A 17133-nucleotide genomic window follows, 5' to 3' on the forward strand; every position below is an offset into this window, starting at 1 on the left:
GTAACGGCTTAATGTCACAACGCTAGCCTAGCAAACGCTTATCGAATCGCCTCAAGGGTAAGATCCAGGCACTTGCGTGCCTTTTCCACCAGTTCGTCGATCTCCGCATGGCTGATTACCAGCGGCGGCGCGATGATCATGGTGTCACCCACCGCACGCATGATCAGGCCGTTCTCGAAGCAGAAGGTGCGACAGATCATGCCCACGCCTTTGCCCTCGTAACGGCTGCGGGTGGCCTTGTCCTTGACCAGCTCGATCGCACCCAGCATGCCCAGGCCGCGCACTTCACCCACCAGAGGATGGTCCTGCAGCTCGCGCAAACGCTTTTGCAAATACGGTGCCGCATCTGTGCGCGCCTTCTCGACAATTTTCTCGTCACGCAGGATGCGCAGGTTTTCCAGGCCCACCGCGGCCGCCACGGGGTGGCCGGAGTAGGTGAAACCGTGGTTGAAGTCGCCGCCTTCGCTGATCACCTTGGCCACGGTGTCACGCACGATCACACCGCCCATGGGGATGTAACCAGAGGTCAGGCCTTTCGCGATGGTCATCAGGTCGGGCTTGAGGTCGTAATAGTCCGAACCGAACCACTCGCCGGTACGGCCGAAGCCGCAGATCACCTCGTCGGCGACGAACAGGATGTCGTACTTGGCGAGGATCTCCTTCACCTTCGGCCAGTAGGTTTCCGGCGGTATGATCACGCCACCTGCGCCCTGGATCGGCTCGGCGATGAAGGCAGCGACGTTGTCTTCGCCGACTTCGAGGATCTTCTTCTCCAACTGCTCGGCGGCCCATACACCGAATTCGTCAGGGGTCATGTCGCCGCCCTCGCCGAACCAGTAAGGCTGAGGGATGTGTACGATGCCCGGGATCGGCAAGCCACCCTGCTCGTGCATGCCGCTCATGCCACCCAGGCAAGCACCGGCGAAGGTGGAGCCGTGGTAACCGTTGATACGACCGATGATGGTCTGCTTGTGCGGTTTGCCCTTCAGCGCCCAGTAGTGACGCACCATGCGCAGCACTGTGTCGTTGCCTTCGGAGCCGGAGCCGGTGAAGAACACATGGGTCATACCTTTCGGCGCCACATCGGTGATCGCCTTGGCCAGCTCGAGCGCAGGTGGGTGAGCGGTCTGGAAGAACAGGTTGTAGTACGGCAGCTCGCGCATCTGTTTTTCTGCCGCCTGCACCAGCTCTTCACGGCCGTAGCCGACCGCCACGCACCATAGACCGGCCATGCCGTCGAGGATCTTGTGCCCCTCGCTATCCCACAAATGCACACCCTGGGCCTTGGTGATGATGCGCGGCCCCTTCTCCTTCAGTTGCTTGTAGTCACTGAAGGGTGCGAGGTGATGCTCCCCGCTCAGGGTTTGCCATTCACGGGTTTGCGGGTTGTTGACGCTCATGTGCTTCTCCGTTATTGGACCGCCGCGCTCCTGCGGCACCAGGGTTGATCAGACAGCGAACAGCAGGAACTCACGCTCCCAGGAACTGATGACGCGCTTGAAGTTTTCGTGCTCGGCGCGCTTGGTGGCGACATATCCGGTAATGAATTTCTTGCCCAGGTACTGCACCAGCGCACGGCTGTTTTCCATGCGTTCCAGGGCGTCTTCGATGGTCAGGGGCAGGCGCAGGTTGCGGCGTTCGTAACCACGGCCCTGCACTGGCGCGCTGGCCTCGATACCTTCGACCATGCCGATGTAGCCACACAGCAGGCTGGCGGCGATGGCCAGGTAAGGGTTGGCGTCGGCGCCCGGCAGGCGGTTTTCGACGCGCCGGCTTTGCGGGCCGGCATCCGGTACGCGCAGGCCGACGGTGCGGTTTTCTTCGCCCCACTCCACGTTCACCGGCGCCGAGGTGTCGGGCAGGAAACGGCGGAACGAGTTGACGTTAGGCGCGAACAGCGGCAGCGCCTCGGGGATGAACTTCTGCAGGCCGCCAATGTGGTTGAGGAACAGCTCGCTCATGCTGCCGTCTTCATTGCTGAAGATGTTCTTGCCGGTCGCCACGTCGACCACGCTCTGGTGAAGGTGCATGGCACTGCCTGGCTCGCCGGTCATCGGTTTGGCCATGAAAGTGGCGGCCACGTTGTGCTTGAGCGCCGCTTCGCGCATGGTGCGCTTGAACACCAGGATCTGGTCGGCCAGGTGCAAGGCGTCGCCGTGACGGAAGTTGATTTCCATCTGCGCCGTGCCGTCTTCGTGGATCAGCGTGTCGAGGTCCAGTTGCTGCAGCTCGCACCAGTCGTAGACGTCTTCGAACAGCGGGTCGAATTCGTTGGCCGCTTCGATCGAGAACGACTGACGGCCGGTTTCCGGGCGACCGGAACGGCCAACCGGGGGCTGCAGCGGAAAGTCCGGGTCCTCGCTGCGCTTGGTCAGATAGAACTCCATCTCGGGGGCGACGATCGGCTGCCAGCCCTTGTCGGCGTAAAGCTTGAGCACTTTTTTCAGCACGTTGCGCGGCGACAGTTCGACCGGGTTGCCCTTCTTGTCGTAGGTGTCGTGAATGACCTGTGCGGTCGGCTCGATGGCCCACGGCACGAGGAACACGGCGTTCTCGTCAGGGCGGCAGATCATGTCGATGTCTGCCGGGTCGAGCAGTTCGTAATAGATGTCGTCGTCGACGTAGTCACCGGTCACGGTCTGCAGCAGTACGCTCTCGGGCAGCCGCATGCCTTTCTCGGCGATGAATTTGTTGGTTGGCGAAATCTTGCCGCGCGTGATGCCGGTCAGGTCGCTGATCATGCATTCGACTTCGGTAATCTTGTGCTCTTTCAACCAATCGGTGAGCTGGTCGAGGTTGTTACTCATAAATACCTCAGGAGGTAAGGTGGTCCGCGACTTGATTCTGGATGGAGTCGATTGCTAAAGCAAAAACCCACGCGCAGAGCCACAGTGGATACACTGAAATCAGCTGTGTCCGTAATGAGTTCAAAAGGCAGTAAGACGAAGCGAAGGGCGGCAAGCCGCTGCGAGGACCGGTCCAGGAACGCGAAACGTCAATTATTGCGGCCAGGGCGACCACGCCATTGACGAAGCTTGCAAAAACGACGGAAGTACCCGATGGCACTGCGCAGGCAGTGCTTTCAGGTCGCGGCAAGCGGACCATGTGACCCTCGTATTATTGTGTTCTGGGTTGAGACCGAGCTTATCCTTGTTCATTTTTTTACACAACACCTCCGTAAAAAATAAAACACGGCGTACCGGAGATAGCCCTTTACGCAGGAAATAGCGGATAATGGTTTGCCCCGATATGCAGCAAATCTGCCGTAGATGTGCCATTTCAGGGCATCATGGGGTTGGCTTGACATCAGTATGGCTTTTCGATTGACTGGTCTTGCAAGCCCCCCTTGATTGATATTTTTAACAACAAAGGTGTTGCATCATGTCGGTACCCCCGCGTGCCGTTCAGCTTAACGAAGCGAACGCGTTCCTTAAGGAACATCCTGAGGTTCTCTACGTTGACCTTCTGATTGCAGATATGAATGGTGTGGTGCGTGGCAAGCGCATTGAGCGCACCAGCCTCCACAAGGTTTACGAGAAAGGCATCAACCTGCCGGCCTCCCTCTTCGCCCTGGACATCAACGGTTCCACCGTCGAAAGCACCGGGCTGGGCCTGGATATCGGCGATGCTGATCGCATCTGCTATCCAATCCCCGACACGCTCTGTAACGAGCCGTGGCAAAAACGCCCCACTGCCCAGTTGCTGATGACCATGCACGAGCTGGAAGGCGAGCCGTTCTTCGCCGACCCGCGCGAAGTGCTGCGTCAGGTGGTGACCAAGTTCGACGAACTGGGCCTGACTATCTGCGCCGCATTCGAACTGGAGTTCTACCTGATCGACCAGGAGAACGTGAACGGCCGCCCGCAGCCACCCCGCTCGCCAATTTCGGGCAAGCGCCCACAGTCGACCCAGGTGTACCTGATCGACGACCTCGACGAGTATGCCGACTGCCTGCAGGACATCCTCGAAGGCGCGAAAGAACAAGGCATCCCGGCCGACGCCATCGTCAAGGAAAGCGCTCCGGCGCAGTTCGAAGTCAACCTGCACCACGTGGCCGACCCGCTCAAGGCCTGCGACTACGCGGTACTGCTCAAGCGGTTGATCAAGAACATCGCCTACGACCATGAAATGGACACCACCTTCATGGCCAAGCCCTACCCGGGCCAGGCAGGCAACGGCCTGCACGTGCACATTTCCGTGCTGGACAAAGATGGCAACAACATCTTCACCAGCGAGGATCCCGAGCAGAACGCCGCGCTACGTCACGCTGTCGGCGGTGTGCTCGAGACCCTGCCCGCGTCCATGGCATTCCTTTGCCCGAACGTCAACTCGTACCGCCGCTTTGGCGCGCAGTTCTACGTGCCGAACGCGCCGAGCTGGGGCCTGGACAACCGCACCGTGGCGCTGCGCGTGCCAACGGGCTCCGCGGACGCCGTGCGCATCGAGCACCGCGTGGCCGGTGCCGACGCCAACCCGTACCTGATGATGGCTGCGGTGCTGGCGGGCGTGCACCACGGCCTGACCAACAAGGTCGAGCCGGGCGAGCCGATCGAAGGCAACTCGTACGAGCAGCTGGAGCAGAGCCTGCCGAACAACCTGCGCGATGCCCTGCGCGAGCTGGACGACAGCGAGATCCTGAACAAGTACATCGATCCGAAGTACATCGACATCTTTGTCGCGTGCAAGGAAAGCGAGCTGGAAGAGTTCGAGCACTCGATCTCCGACCTCGAGTACAACTGGTACCTGCATACCGTGTAAACGAAAACGCCGCCCCTCAAGGGCGGCGTTTTTTGTTTGAGACCGGTGTCGCCTGCTTCGCGGGCACGCCCGCTCCCACAGGTAAGCCATAGGATTCAGCCCTCGAAATTACCCTGTGGGAGCGGGCGAGCCCGCGAAGAGGGCGGCCCAGGCTTACAGGGGCTTCTCGAAAATCTTCGAATTGCGCTGGTAGTTGTACAGCGAAGCCCGCGCCGCCGGCAGCCGCTCCACGCCACTCGGTGCAAAGCCGCGCTCGCGGAACCAGTGCGCCGTGCGCGTAGTCAGCACGAACAAAGTACTCAAGCCCATCTGCCGTGCCCGGCTCTCGATCCGTTCCAGCAGCTCGTCCCCACGCCCGCCATGGCGGTACTCCGGGTTCACCGCCAGGCAAGCCAGCTCCCCGGCCTCGGAATCGGCAATCGGGTACAGCGCCGCACAGGCGATAATCATGCCCTCGCGCTCGACCACGCTGAACTGCTCGATCTCTCGCTCCAGCACTTCGCGCGAACGGCGCACCAGGATGCCCTGCTCTTCCAGCGGGCTGATCAACTCCAGCAAGCCACCCACATCCTCGATAGTCGCCTCGCGCACCACTTCGAACTGTTCCTGCGACACCAGCGTACCGCCACCGCCACGGGTGAACAGCTCGGTGAGCAGCGCGCCGTCCTCGGCATAGCTGACGATATGGCTGCGCGCCACACCGCCTTTGCAGGCCTCGGCCGCAGCATCCAGCAGTTCGCCCTGGTAGTCGCTGCCAAGACGCTGCAGATGCGGGGTAACCTGCTGCGGGCGCAGTTCGCGCACCAGTCTACCGTCGGCGTCCAGCAGGCCCGGCTCGGCGCCGAACAGCAGTAATTTGTCGGCGCCCAGTTCGATGGCCGCGCGGGTAGCCACGTCTTCACAGGCCAGGTTGAAAATTTCCCCGGTAGGCGAGTAGCCCAAGGGCGACAACAGCACGATGGAGCGCTCGTCGAGCAGGCGGCTGATGCCCTTGCGGTCGACCCGGCGCACTTCGCCAGTGTGGTGGTAGTCCACGCCTTCGAGCACACCGATCGGCCGCGCGGTGACCAGGTTGCCGGACGCCACGCGCAGGCGCGAGCCCTGCATGGGCGAAGCGGCGATGTCCATCGACAGCCGCGCTTCAATGGCCAGGCGCAGGGCGCCGACGGCATCGATCACGCAATCCAGGGTAGCCGCATCAGTAATACGCATGCTCCGGTGGTAGTGCGGGGTCAGGCCGCGATCGGCCAGCCGGCTTTCGATCTGCGGGCGCGAACCATGCACCAGCACCAGCCGCACGCCGAGGCTGTGCAGCAGCACCAGGTCGTGGACGATGTTGCCGAAATTAGGGTGTTCCACCCCATCGCCAGGGAGCATGACCACGAAGGTGCAGTCGCGATGGGCATTGATATAGGGGGATGCATGACGCAGCCAGTTGACGTAATCGGGCATGACAGAGCCTGTGGATAAGTGGACGGAGAACGGCGATGCAGGGGGCGTTCAGGATCATCGTCGGAACAGGCTTGCGGTCACGCGCGGTCTCCTCTAGGCAGGAACGAATCAGTTCGATTGACGTTTAGTGCAGGCAATAGTGCCGGATCAGGTCACGCAATAGACGCACGGTAGGCTCGATTCGTGACATTTCAAGGTATTCGCCGGGCTGGTGGGCGCAGGCAATGTCGCCCGGGCCCAGCACAATGGTCTGGCAGCCCAGTTGCTGAAGATAAGGTGCTTCGGTGCCGAACGCCACCGCTTCAGCGCGATGACCGGTCAGGCGCTCCGCGACCTGTACCAGTTCGACATCGGCAGCCTGCTCGAACGGCGGCACCTCCGGGAACAGCGGCGCATAGTCGATGCGCACCTCATGGCGCTCTGCAACCGGCAGCAATTTTTCGCGAATGGCCGCGCGCAGTTGCTCCACGTCCATGCCAGGCAGTGGCCGCAGGTCGAACTCCAGGGCGCACTGGCCGCAGATACGGTTGGGGTTGTCGCCGCCGTGGATGCAGCCGAAGTTCATGGTAGGGGTCGGCACGGTGAATTGCGGGTTGCTATAGGTTTGTTGCCACTGCTGGCGCAGGCCCATCAGCTCGCCCATGACCGCATGCATGGCCTCCATGGCGCTGCGGCCCAGGCTTGGGTCCGACGAATGGCCGCTGCGACCGAGGATGTCGATGCGGTCCATGAGGATGCCCTTGTGCATGCGGATCGGCCGCAGCCCGGTAGGCTCACCGATTATCGCTGCACGGCCCAGTGGCTGGCCGGCCTCGGCCAGGGCACGGGCGCCGGACATGGAGCTTTCTTCGTCGCAGGTGGCAAGGATCAGCAGCGGCTCCTTGAAGTCGTGCTCCAGCAGCGGGATGACCGCTTCGATGACCAGGGCGAAGAAGCCCTTCATGTCGCAACTGCCCAGACCGACCCAGCGGCCATCGGTCTCGGTAAGCTTCAACGGATCGCTGGCCCACAACTGTTCGTCATAGGGCACGGTATCGCTGTGCCCGGCCAGCACCAGCCCTCCCGGGCCGGTGCCACGGCTGGCCAGCAGGTTGAATTTGCCGGGGCTGACCTGCTGGATATCGCACTTGAAACCCAGGTCGCCCAGCCAACCGGCCAGCAGGTCGATAACCTGGCGGTTGGACTGGTCCAGCGCAGGCTGGGTACAGCTGACCGAAGGCGCGGCGATCAAGGCGGCAAACTGGTCTTTCAGCGTCGGCAACGGCATGCGCGTACTCCTCGGAAACGTTGCCCATCATAACAATGCCTATCGTTCGCAGGGCAACCCCATGGGCTTCTTCGCGGGCTCGCCCTCCTACAGGGTTTCGCTGCCCTCAAGGGCTACGCGTTACCTGTGGGAGCGGGCAAGCCCGCGAAGAAGCCACCACGATCCAACAGTCGACAGCCGACTGCTGTAAACTCCTTGCCAACCACGCCCCCTCTTTCGAGTCTGTGATGCACAAAGAAACCGAACTGAAGCTCCGCGCCAGCCGCGAGACCCTTGCCGCCCTGCGCGAGCACCCTCTGCTGAAAAAGCGCAACAAGTCCGGCTGGCAGACCCGTGAACTGCTCAACCAGTACTTCGACACCCCCGAGCGTGAGCTGTCCGCCGCCCGTGTCGCCCTGCGCCTGCGCCGCGATGGCGACGCTGTCATTCAAACCCTCAAGTGCCGCGGCCAGAGCGTGGCCGGCCTGTCCGAGCGCAACGAGTACGAATGGAACCTGGACAAGGTCAAGCTCGACCTGAAGAAGCTGGACGCCACCTGCTGGCCCGAGCAACTGGCCAACCTGGACAAGAAAACCATCAAGCCGCTGTTCACCACCGACTTCAACCGTGAATACGCTGAAATCGCCTGGGGCCGTGGCAAGAGCAAGGTGGTGATCGAGGCTGCGCTGGACCAAGGCTTCGTGATCGCCGGCAAGCGCAAGGAAGAGATCTGCGAGCTGGAGCTGGAACTGCGCGAAGGTGAGCCGCAAGCCCTGCTGGAACTGGCCGCAGAACTGGCCGCCAGCCTGCCACTGATGCCGTGCGACATCAGCAAGGCCGAGCGTGGTTACCGCCTGCTGGAACCGGACAGCTACGAGCTGGCCCTGCCACACACCGCGCTGGAAGCCGAAATGGCCCTGGACGACGCCTATGCCGCCCTCGCCTGGCAACTGCTGGGCAGCAGCCAGCGCCTGGCCGAGCAGTACCGCCACAACGGCCACTGGCGCCTGCTCCAGGACTGGGTCGAGTGCCTGAGCGAACTGCGCGCGCTCACCGCCAGCCTGGGCCAGGCAGCACCGCGCGCAACCACCCGCGACCTGCGCGCCAGCCTTGATGCCTTGCTTGAAGACTGGCGCCCGCTGGTGCAGGCTGGCAACGATGACGAAGACATCCGTCGCGCCGCGCCTGAGCAGTTTGCCGAAGAACTGGAAGACGTACGCTGGGGCCAGTTCTCACTGGAAACCTCACGCTGGCTGATGGCCCGCACCTGGACCGCAGAGCGCAAGGGCCGCGGCGAACGCCAAGGCAAGGCACAACTGGCCAGCTGGCTGGGGCACCTGCTGGGCGAGGAAGGCCGCGCGTTGAAGCTGCCGCTGTACACCCAGCGCCCGGAAGACCTGGCCGAGCAGCTGCCACGTATCGAGCAGCTTCTGGCCTGGCTGCACCACGCCCGCCAGGTGCTGGAAGCGCCGCAGATGGACCGCCTGTACGGCGACCTGAAAAAGCTGCACGAACTGGCCGAGCAGCCCATCAGCGATGAAGTGCTGGAAGCGCGTATCGAACAGGCTCGGGCGGTGGACCAGAGCCGCGGCTGGAAGCACCTGCTCAAGGCGTGATACCGCGTCGCCTGCTTCGCGGGTAAACCCGCTCCTACAAAGGGTTCGCGCCAGGCGTGAGGCCGTGTGTAGGCACGGGTTTACCCGCGAATGGCCTCACCGGTGTAGGAGCGGGTTTACCCGCGAATGGCCTCAACGCGATAGCGGCAGGCTAGTGGTGGACTTGATCTCGGAAAGCGCCACAATCGAGTTCACCTCCTGAATCCCCGGCACGTTCGACAGTTTTTCGAAGAAGAACCGCTCGTAGGCCTCGATGTCCGACGTGACGATACGCAGCAGAAAGTCCACAGCCCCCATCAGCACATAACACTCCAGCACCTCTGGGAACCCGCGGATCGCCTCGGTGAACTCGGTGAAGTTGGAGCGCCCATGGGCGTTCAGTTTCACTTCGGCGAAAATCTGCGTGTTCAGGCCGACCTTCTTGCGGTCCAGCAAGGTCACCTGCCCACGAATCACCCCCTCTTCCTTCAAGCGCTGAATGCGCCGCCAGCACGGCGATTGCGACAGCCCGACGCGCTCGGCGATCTGTGCGCTGGACAGCGAAGCGTCCTCCTGCAGCAGTTCGAGGATGCGACGGTCGTAGGCGTCCAGCTCGCTGTGCATTATTCATTCTCCAAAACGGCTTTTATTGAATAATTGAATTCACCATTAAGGTGAAACAGCCCAATCATAGCGAAAAAATGCCGCCAGCAACGTGCAAGAATTTCTCCCTCATTTGCGGAGACCAGCATGAACGCACAGCCCCGTACCGACGCCTGGGCCGCCACCAACGCCCACAGCACCGTGCACTATCGCCTGCAGGCCGAGGCCGAGCCCGATAGCCTGTGCCGGGTGCTCAACCTGTTCGCCTTGCAGTTCCTGACCCCGCATAGCGTGCAGGTCAGGCAGCAGGATGACTGGCTGGATATCGAAATCGGCATTGGCGGGTTGAGCTGGCACCGGGCCGAGGTCATAGCACAGAAGCTGCGTAACCTGGTGTGTGTGGGTGAGGTGAGCCTGACCAACTTGCAGCGAGTGGCGTTGGCAGTGGTCTGAACCACCCTCTCTGCCGGGCCTGTACCGCCATAGCACTAAAGGCCCGTGCGATCCCTTTAGGAACGGGTCCACCCGCGAAGCGTCCGATACAGGCGCAGCAAAATTCCGAAACCTTTCACCTCCGATAGCCTCCCGCCGCCCGGCTAGCCTTGATCAGCACTACCCGATCAGGCACGGACGCCAACCATGCACACCCCCGACAACCCTGCACTCGACCTCAAGCACGTGCTCCAGGCCCTGCTCGCTGACCAGCACCTGCACGTCAGCGATACCCTGCAAGTACTCGAACACGCCGCTGCCCACCCCGCTAGCCACCCACTGGAGCACATCGCCGCCTGCAGCCTGGAAAGCCGCCAGCACCCCGGCCAGCCCTTGGACCTGGAGCACCTTTGCCAGTGGCTGGCCGACAAGGTCGGCCAACCCTACCTGCGCATCGACCCCATGCAACTCGACCTGCCCCAGGTCACCGGCCTGATCTCCCCAGCCTTCGCCCAGCGCCACGGCATCCTCATCGTCGCCGCCGATGCCTCCAGCGTCACCGTCGCCAGCGCCCAGCCTTTCCAGGATGACTGGCAGGCCGACCTAGCCCGCAGCCTCGGCCGGGAGATCCGTCGCGTACTGGCCAGCCCGCAGCAGATCCGTCAGTCAGCGCAGTCGTTCCACCGCCTGGCCCAGTCGGTAAAAGGCGCGCAATACCAGCAGTCGGCCAGCCTGGGGGAACTTGAGCAATTGCTCGAGCTGGGCAAACGCCAGGCCGAGGCCAGCGCAGACGACGCGCACATCGTTCATATCGTCGACTGGCTGTTGCAGTACGCCATCGAGCAACGCGCCAGCGATATTCACCTGGAACCGCGCCGCGAACAGGGCCAGCTGCGCTACCGCATCGATGGCCTGCTGCACACCGTCTATGCCTTCCCCGCCGGGGTCACCCTGGCCCTCGTCAGCCGCCTGAAACACCTGAGCCGCATGGACGTTGCAGAGAAGCGCCGGCCGCAGGACGGCCGGCTACAAAGCCGCCTACCGGGCGGTGGCGAAGTGGAGCTGCGGCTTTCGACCCTGCCCACCCCGTTTGGCGAGAAACTGGTGCTGCGCCTGTTCGACCCGCACCAGTTGCAAGAGGGCTTCGAACGCCTTGGCCTGCAAGGCCAGCAACTGGCCCAATGGCAGCGCCTGCTACGTCAGCGCCAAGGCATCATCCTGGTCACCGGCCCCACCGGCTCTGGCAAGACCAGCACGCTGTACACCAGCCTCAAACTGCTGGCCACACCTCAGGTCAACCTGTGCACCATCGAAGACCCGATCGAGCGTCTGGAATCAGCCTTCAACCAGCTGCAGGTGCAGCCAGCGCTGGACCTGGGGTTCGCCAACGCGGTCAGGGCCATGCTGCGCCAAGACCCCGACATCATCATGATCGGCGAAATTCGCGACCGCGAAACCGCCCTGGTGGCGGTGCAGGCAGCGCTGACCGGGCACCTGGTGCTGTCGACCCTGCATACCAACGACGCCTGTGCAGCCATCACCCGCTTGCAAGAGCTGGGTGTAGCCGACTACCTGATCAAGGCGACGCTTATCGGGGTGATGGCCCAGCGCCTGGTGCGAACCGTCTGCACCGACTGCCAGGCAGGCTCATCAGTCACCTGCCGAGCCTGCCGCGGCACCGGCTTTCAGGGGCGCACGGGATTATTCGAACTGCTCGAGCCCAGCGACACCTTGCGCGCATTGATCGGCCCTGATGCCGACCTGACCCGTTTGCGGCGCCAGGCGCTGGCCGATGGCCTGATTGACCTGCGCCGTTGCGGCGAGGCCAAAGTGGCCGCTGGGCAGACCCGTACCGAGGAAGTGCTGCGCGTCTGCAACTGACGAAAAGTCCTTTGTATTCAAGGAACTTGCCTTGCCCGTAAAGATCCAAGCGCGCATCTTCAATCATCACCCTTCGAGGTGTTTCAACATGCGTCTCAAAACCGCCATTGCCGCGGCTACCTTGCTTTCGCTGCCTCTTGGCTCGGCCATGGCCGATACCTTCTGGCGTAACGTGATGACTTCCGGCGCTACCACGGCGTCGAGCTACCTGACCTCGCGCGATCACAAGCGGGTGGTGGCCGCGCAGGATGACGCCAGCAGCTTCGTCGCCAGCGAAGGCGCGATCCGCGGGCCGTTCCTGGAAGCGGCCATGCGCGAGGCACGGGCAGAGAACCCAGGGATGCAGGCTTCCGACATGGAACTGGCCAATGCCATCCTGGCCAAGAATGCGGTAGCCGAGTAACTGCGTCGCCTGCTTCGCGGGTAAACCCGCTCCTACAGGTACCCGCGAAGCATCCAACACCAACCTCAGCGATAAGCCTCCACCGGCACACACGCACAGAACAGGTTCCTGTCCCCATAAACGTTGTCTACCCGGTTCACCGCCGGCCAGTACTTGTGCTGGCGCACGTGAGCACTGGGGGCCACCGCCTGCTCCAGGCTATACGGCCTGTCCCACACCCCCAGCACATCAGCCAAGGTATGCGGTGCATGCTTCAGCGGGTTGTTCTCCGCTGGCCAGTTGCCCTGCTGTACTTCTTCAATTTCCGCCCGAATCGCCAGCATCGCCTCGACGAACCGGTCCAGCTCGGCCTTCGACTCACTCTCGGTCGGCTCCACCATCAGCGTACCCGGCACCGGGAAGGACATGGTCGGCGCATGGAAGCCGTAGTCCATCAGGCGCTTGGCCACATCCTCTTCGCTGATGCCTGTCAGTGCCTTCAACGGCCGCAGATCAAGGATGCATTCATGCGCCACGCGCTGATTACGCCCACGGTAGAGCACCGGGAACGCCGCGCCCAATCGGCTGGCCAGGTAGTTGGCCGAGAGGATAGCCACCTCGCTGGCGTCGGCCAGCTGCGGGCCCATCATGGCAATGTACATCCAGCTTATCGGCAAGATGCTTGCGCTGCCCCAGGGCGCGGCGCTGACCGCGCTGTTGTTCGGGTCCAACCCAGGCACCGGCACCACCGGGTGGCTGGCGACGAACGGCTTGAGGTGCGCGCGGATACCGATCGGCCCCATACCCGGGCCGCCCCCGCCGTGGGGAATGCAGAAAGTCTTGTGCAGGTTCATGTGTGAAACATCGGCCCCAATGTCTGCGGGGCGCGCCAGGCCCACCTGGGCATTGAGGTTGGCACCGTCCATGTACACCTGGCCACCGTGCTGATGCACCACAGCGCAGATTTCGCGTATCCCCTCTTCGTACACACCATGGGTCGAGGGGTAGGTGATCATCAGGCACGACAGACGCTCCCCTGCCGCGTGTGCCTTGGCTTTCAAGTCTGCCAGGTCGACGTTGCCATCGTTGTCGCAGTCGACAATCACCACTTCCATGCCAGCCATCTGTGCCGACGCCGGGTTGGTGCCGTGGGCCGACGACGGGATCAGGCACAACGTGCGCATCGGCTGATGGCGGCTGCGGTGATAGCGCGTGATGGCCATCAGGCCGGCGTATTCACCCTGAGCACCGGAGTTGGGCTGCATGCAGATCGCATCGAAGCCGGTGATCGCGCACAGCCAGCTTTCCAGTTCGTCGATCATCGCCTTGTAGCCTGCTGCCTGGGCCGCCGGGGCGAACGGATGCAGTTGAGCAAAGCCGGGCCAGGTAATGGGGATCATCTCACTGGTGGCGTTGAGTTTCATGGTGCACGAGCCCAACGGGATCATCGACTGGTTCAGCGCCAGGTCCTTGTTCTCCAGTTGCTTGAGGTAGCGCAGCATCTCTGTTTCGCTGTGATGCAGGTTGAACACGGGGTGGGCGAGGAATGGCGTGCGTCGCACCAGGCTGGCGGGGATGCCTTCAGGCAGGGCCAACTGGTCGAGGGCGGTGATTTCCAGGCCGTGATCCACCCCCAGGAAGATGTCGAGCAGGCGCAGCACCGTCTGCTCGTTGCAGGTTTCGTCCAGGCTCACCCCCAGGTGCCCGCGACCGAGAATGCGCAAATTGATGTGCGCGGCCTCGGCGCTTTCAATGATGGCCGCCTGGGCACCGCCAACATCCAGGGTAAGGGTATCGAAGAAGTGCTGATTGAGGCGTTTGATGCCCTTGGCCTCGAGGCCGGCAGCCAGGATGAAGGTCAGCCGGTGCACACGCTGAGCGATGCGCTGCAGGCCTTCCGGGCCGTGGTACACCGCGTAGAAGCCAGCAATGTTGGCCAGCAGCACCTGGGCCGTGCAGATGTTGGAATTGGCCTTTTCGCGGCGAATATGCTGCTCGCGGGTCTGCAGGGCCATCCGTAATGCGGTGTTGCCACGGGCATCGCGCGATACGCCGATGATGCGCCCCGGCATAGCCCGCTTGTAGTCGTCGCGACAGGCGAAATAGGCCGCGTGAGGCCCGCCATAGCCCATCGGCACACCAAAGCGCTGGGTCGAGCCCAGCACCACATCGGCGCCCAGCTCTCCGGGCGGCGCCAGCACCACCAGGCTTAGCAGGTCAGCGGCTACGCAGGCCAGGGCCTGCTGGCTGTGCACCTGGTCGATCAACGGGCGCAAGTCGCGCACTTCGCCGTGGGTGTCGGGGTACTGCAGCAAAGCGCCGAACACCGAGTGTTTGGCAAGGTTATCCACAGAATCGACGATCAACTCGAAGCCGAAGCCCTCGGCGCGGGTCTTGAGTACCGAAAGGGTCTGCGGGTGGCAGTGCTCGTCGGCGAAGAAGGCGTTGCTCTTGTTGCGCGCCACCCTCTTGGCCAAGGCCATGGCTTCGGCGGCAGCAGTGGCTTCATCGAGCAGCGAGGCATTGGCCAGAGCCAGGCCAGTGAGGTCAATGACCATTTGCTGGAAGTTCAGCAGCGCCTCCAGCCGGCCTTGGGCAATTTCGGGTTGGTATGGCGTGTAGGCGGTGTACCAGCCGGGGTTTTCCAGCACGTTGCGCAGGATGACCGTGGGGGTGATGGTGCCGTGGTAGCCCATACCGATGAGGCTGGTCCAGACCTGATTCTGTTCGGCGTAACCGGCGAGCTTGGCCAGGGCGGCTTGCTCGTCCAGTGCCGCTGGGAGGTCGAGGGGGCGATTGAGGCGGATGTCGGGCGGAACGGTCTGCTCGATCAGCTCGTTGCGGCTGGCGATACCCAGCGCGTTGAGCATGGCCTGCTGCTCTGTGGCATCGGGGCCCAGGTGACGGCGCAGAAATGGGTTGAGCTCTTGCAGTTGATGCAGGGATGGCGACTGGGACATGACGACGCTCTCTTCCTAGACCAGGTCTCATGGAGACTTACAAGTCTAGGAAGGGATTGCCGATTGTGCGGGGAAACTTGTCTGCAGGCCCGGCCTCTTCGCGGCTAAAGCCGCTCCTACAGGGGCTGCACCCGCCTCGAATGCAGTGCTGTACCCGTGTAGGAGGCTTTAGCCGCCTCGAATGCAGTGCTGTACCCGTGTAGGAGGCTTTAGCCGCGAAGCAGGCGACGCGGTCTTACTCGCCAATAAGGGCCTTGTAGCCAGCAGCATCCAGCAACTTGTCCAGCTCGGCCGGGTTGCTTGGCTTCAATTTGAAGATCCACGAATCGTAAGGCTCTTCGTTGAGCAGTTCCGGGCTCTCAGCCAGCTCTTCGTTGACCGCAATCACTTCGCCACCGACAGGGGCGTAGATATCCGAAGCGGCCTTGACCGACTCCACCACACCCGCAGCGTCGCCAGCGCCAAACACTTTGCCGACTTCAGCCAGCTCGACGAACACCACATCACCCAAGGCTTGCTGGGCGTGATCGCTGATTCCCACGGTCACACTGCCGTCGGCTTCCAGGCGAGCCCACTCATGGCTTTCGGCAAAACGCAGGTCGGCGGGGATATTGCTCATGTCTTGAATTCCTCGATTGGCTCAGCGGTACGCCCGCCGGTTATAAATTGTTCAGATCAGGATCTTGCCGTGGCGCACGAAGGTCGGTTTGACCACCCGCACCGGGTACCACTTGCCGCGAATTTCCACCTCGGCCCGATCACCGGTAGCCATAGGCACGCGCGCCAACGCAATGGACTTGCTCAGCGTAGGCGAGAAACTACCACTGGTGATCTCCCCTTCGCCAATGCCGGCTACACGCACGACCTGATGGGCGCGCAGTACACCGCGCTCTTCCAGCACCAGACCCACCAGTTTTTCCTGCACGCCGTGCTCGATTTCCGCAAGCAGGCCGGCACGGCCGATGAAGTCGCGCTCGGCCGGTTCCCAGGCGATGCTCCAGCCCAGGTTGGAGGTGAGCGGGGTGTGGTTTTCGTCGATGTCCTGGCCGTACAGGTTCATGCCGGCTTCCAGGCGCAGGGTATCGCGGGCGCCCAGGCCGCTTGGAGCGATACCGGCGCCGACCAGGTCGTTGAAGAAGGCCACCGCCTGATCGCCCGGGAAGATGATCTCCAGGCCGTCTTCACCGGTATAGCCGGTGCGGGCAATAAACCAGTCGCCGTCGGCAACGCCTTCAAACGGGCGCAGTTCACGGATGAGAGCTGCGCGCCCGGCGCTGAGCAGGGCCGCGACCTTTTCGCGGGCACGCGGCCCCTGGATGGCAAGGATGGCCAGATCAGGTCGGACCTGGAAGCCCACGGAAAAACCGGCACGCTGCAATTGCAGCCAATCGAGCACCTTGGCACGGGTGGCGGCATTGGTGACCAGGCGATAGCCGGTTTCCGTGCGGTAGACGATCAGATCATCGATCACCCCGCCCTGTTCGTGCAGCAGTGGGCTATACAACGCCTTGCCGGTGTCGTCGAGGCGGGCCACATCGTTGGCCAGCAAGCGCTGCAGCCAAACGGTGGCATCAGTGCCGTCGACATCGATCACGGTCATGTGGGAAACATCAAAAACGCCGCAATCGCTGCGCACCTGGTGGTGCTCCTCGACCTGCGAGCCATAGTGCAGGGGCATGTCCCAGCCACCGAAATCGACCGTCTTGGCGCCTAGCGCCAGGTGCAGGTCATACAAAAGCGTGCGCTGTCCCATGGGTTTCTCCTTCCGGGCGTGGCGAAGCGGCGGCGGTCGATGACGTTGGGTCGTCAGCTGTTCTTGTTACT

General features: G+C 62.6%; 13 protein-coding genes. 5 read left to right on the forward strand and 8 right to left on the reverse strand.

Annotation, left to right across the window (positions count from 1 at the left end):
* Window positions 1-38 precede the first annotated feature (38 nt).
* Complete coding sequence (locus ACYCCG_RS02410; protein WP_209969262.1) at window positions 39-1400, reverse strand: aspartate aminotransferase family protein; 1362 nt, start codon at window positions 1398-1400, stop codon at window positions 39-41.
* Window positions 1401-1448: 48 nt separating this feature from the next.
* On the reverse strand, window positions 1449-2807 hold the full coding sequence (locus ACYCCG_RS02415; protein WP_003253727.1) for a glutamine synthetase family protein: 1359 nt from the start codon (window positions 2805-2807) through the stop codon (window positions 1449-1451).
* A 574-nt stretch (window positions 2808-3381) separates the two neighbouring features.
* Between ACYCCG_RS02415 and ACYCCG_RS02420 the strand changes: the two genes are divergently transcribed.
* A complete protein-coding gene (locus ACYCCG_RS02420; RefSeq protein WP_021783548.1) occupies window positions 3382-4758 on the forward strand; it encodes a glutamine synthetase family protein in 1377 nt (458 codons plus the stop codon).
* 153 nt (window positions 4759-4911) lie between these two features.
* Here ACYCCG_RS02420 and argA read toward each other — a convergent pair whose 3' ends face one another.
* Both argA and argE read right to left on the reverse strand, forming a co-directional pair.
* Complete coding sequence (gene argA, locus ACYCCG_RS02425) at window positions 4912-6210, reverse strand: amino-acid N-acetyltransferase (RefSeq protein WP_459669332.1); 1299 nt, start codon at window positions 6208-6210, stop codon at window positions 4912-4914.
* Between the two features lie 124 nt (window positions 6211-6334).
* Complete coding sequence (gene argE / locus ACYCCG_RS02430) at window positions 6335-7477, reverse strand: acetylornithine deacetylase (RefSeq protein WP_021783547.1); 1143 nt, start codon at window positions 7475-7477, stop codon at window positions 6335-6337.
* A 227-nt stretch (window positions 7478-7704) separates the two neighbouring features.
* On the opposite strand from argE, the gene ACYCCG_RS02435 reads away from it, so the two are divergent.
* Window positions 7705-9072: a CYTH domain-containing protein gene (locus tag ACYCCG_RS02435; RefSeq protein ID WP_459669335.1), complete on the forward strand. Its 1368-nt coding sequence runs from the start codon at window positions 7705-7707 to the stop codon at window positions 9070-9072.
* Between the two features lie 132 nt (window positions 9073-9204).
* On the opposite strand, the gene ACYCCG_RS02440 is transcribed toward ACYCCG_RS02435, so the two are convergent.
* On the reverse strand, window positions 9205-9675 hold the full coding sequence (locus ACYCCG_RS02440) for an Lrp/AsnC family transcriptional regulator (RefSeq protein ID WP_003253717.1): 471 nt from the start codon (window positions 9673-9675) through the stop codon (window positions 9205-9207).
* 126 nt (window positions 9676-9801) lie between these two features.
* Between ACYCCG_RS02440 and ACYCCG_RS02445 the strand changes: the two genes are divergently transcribed.
* The 3 genes from ACYCCG_RS02445 to ACYCCG_RS02455 all read left to right on the forward strand — a co-directional run bounded on the left by ACYCCG_RS02445 (window position 9802) and on the right by ACYCCG_RS02455 (window position 12370).
* Complete coding sequence (locus ACYCCG_RS02445; protein ID WP_209969256.1) at window positions 9802-10107, forward strand: hypothetical protein; 306 nt, start codon at window positions 9802-9804, stop codon at window positions 10105-10107.
* A 186-nt stretch (window positions 10108-10293) separates the two neighbouring features.
* A complete protein-coding gene (locus ACYCCG_RS02450; RefSeq protein ID WP_459669336.1) occupies window positions 10294-11967 on the forward strand; it encodes a GspE/PulE family protein in 1674 nt (557 codons plus the stop codon).
* Window positions 11968-12055: 88 nt separating this feature from the next.
* Window positions 12056-12370, forward strand: coding sequence for a DUF2388 domain-containing protein (locus tag ACYCCG_RS02455; protein ID WP_176682818.1), 315 nt, complete (start codon window positions 12056-12058; stop codon window positions 12368-12370).
* Between the two features lie 65 nt (window positions 12371-12435).
* Here the strand turns inward: ACYCCG_RS02455 and gcvP are convergent, their stop codons facing one another.
* The 3 genes from gcvP to gcvT form a co-directional block, all read right to left on the reverse strand.
* Window positions 12436-15309, reverse strand: coding sequence for an aminomethyl-transferring glycine dehydrogenase (gene gcvP / locus ACYCCG_RS02460; protein WP_459669338.1), 2874 nt, complete (start codon window positions 15307-15309; stop codon window positions 12436-12438).
* 235 nt (window positions 15310-15544) lie between these two features.
* Window positions 15545-15928 carry a glycine cleavage system protein GcvH gene (gcvH, locus tag ACYCCG_RS02465; protein ID WP_176682820.1) on the reverse strand — a complete coding sequence of 128 codons (384 nt, stop codon included), beginning with the start codon at window positions 15926-15928 and terminating at the stop codon, window positions 15545-15547.
* Between the two features lie 51 nt (window positions 15929-15979).
* Window positions 15980-17062 (reverse strand): glycine cleavage system aminomethyltransferase GcvT, encoded by a 1083-nt coding sequence (gene gcvT / locus ACYCCG_RS02470; RefSeq protein ID WP_459669340.1) that lies wholly within the window; start codon window positions 17060-17062, stop codon window positions 15980-15982.
* Between the last annotated feature and the right edge of the window lie 71 nt (window positions 17063-17133).

This window comes from Pseudomonas sp. VEM90 (assembly GCF_054611535.1).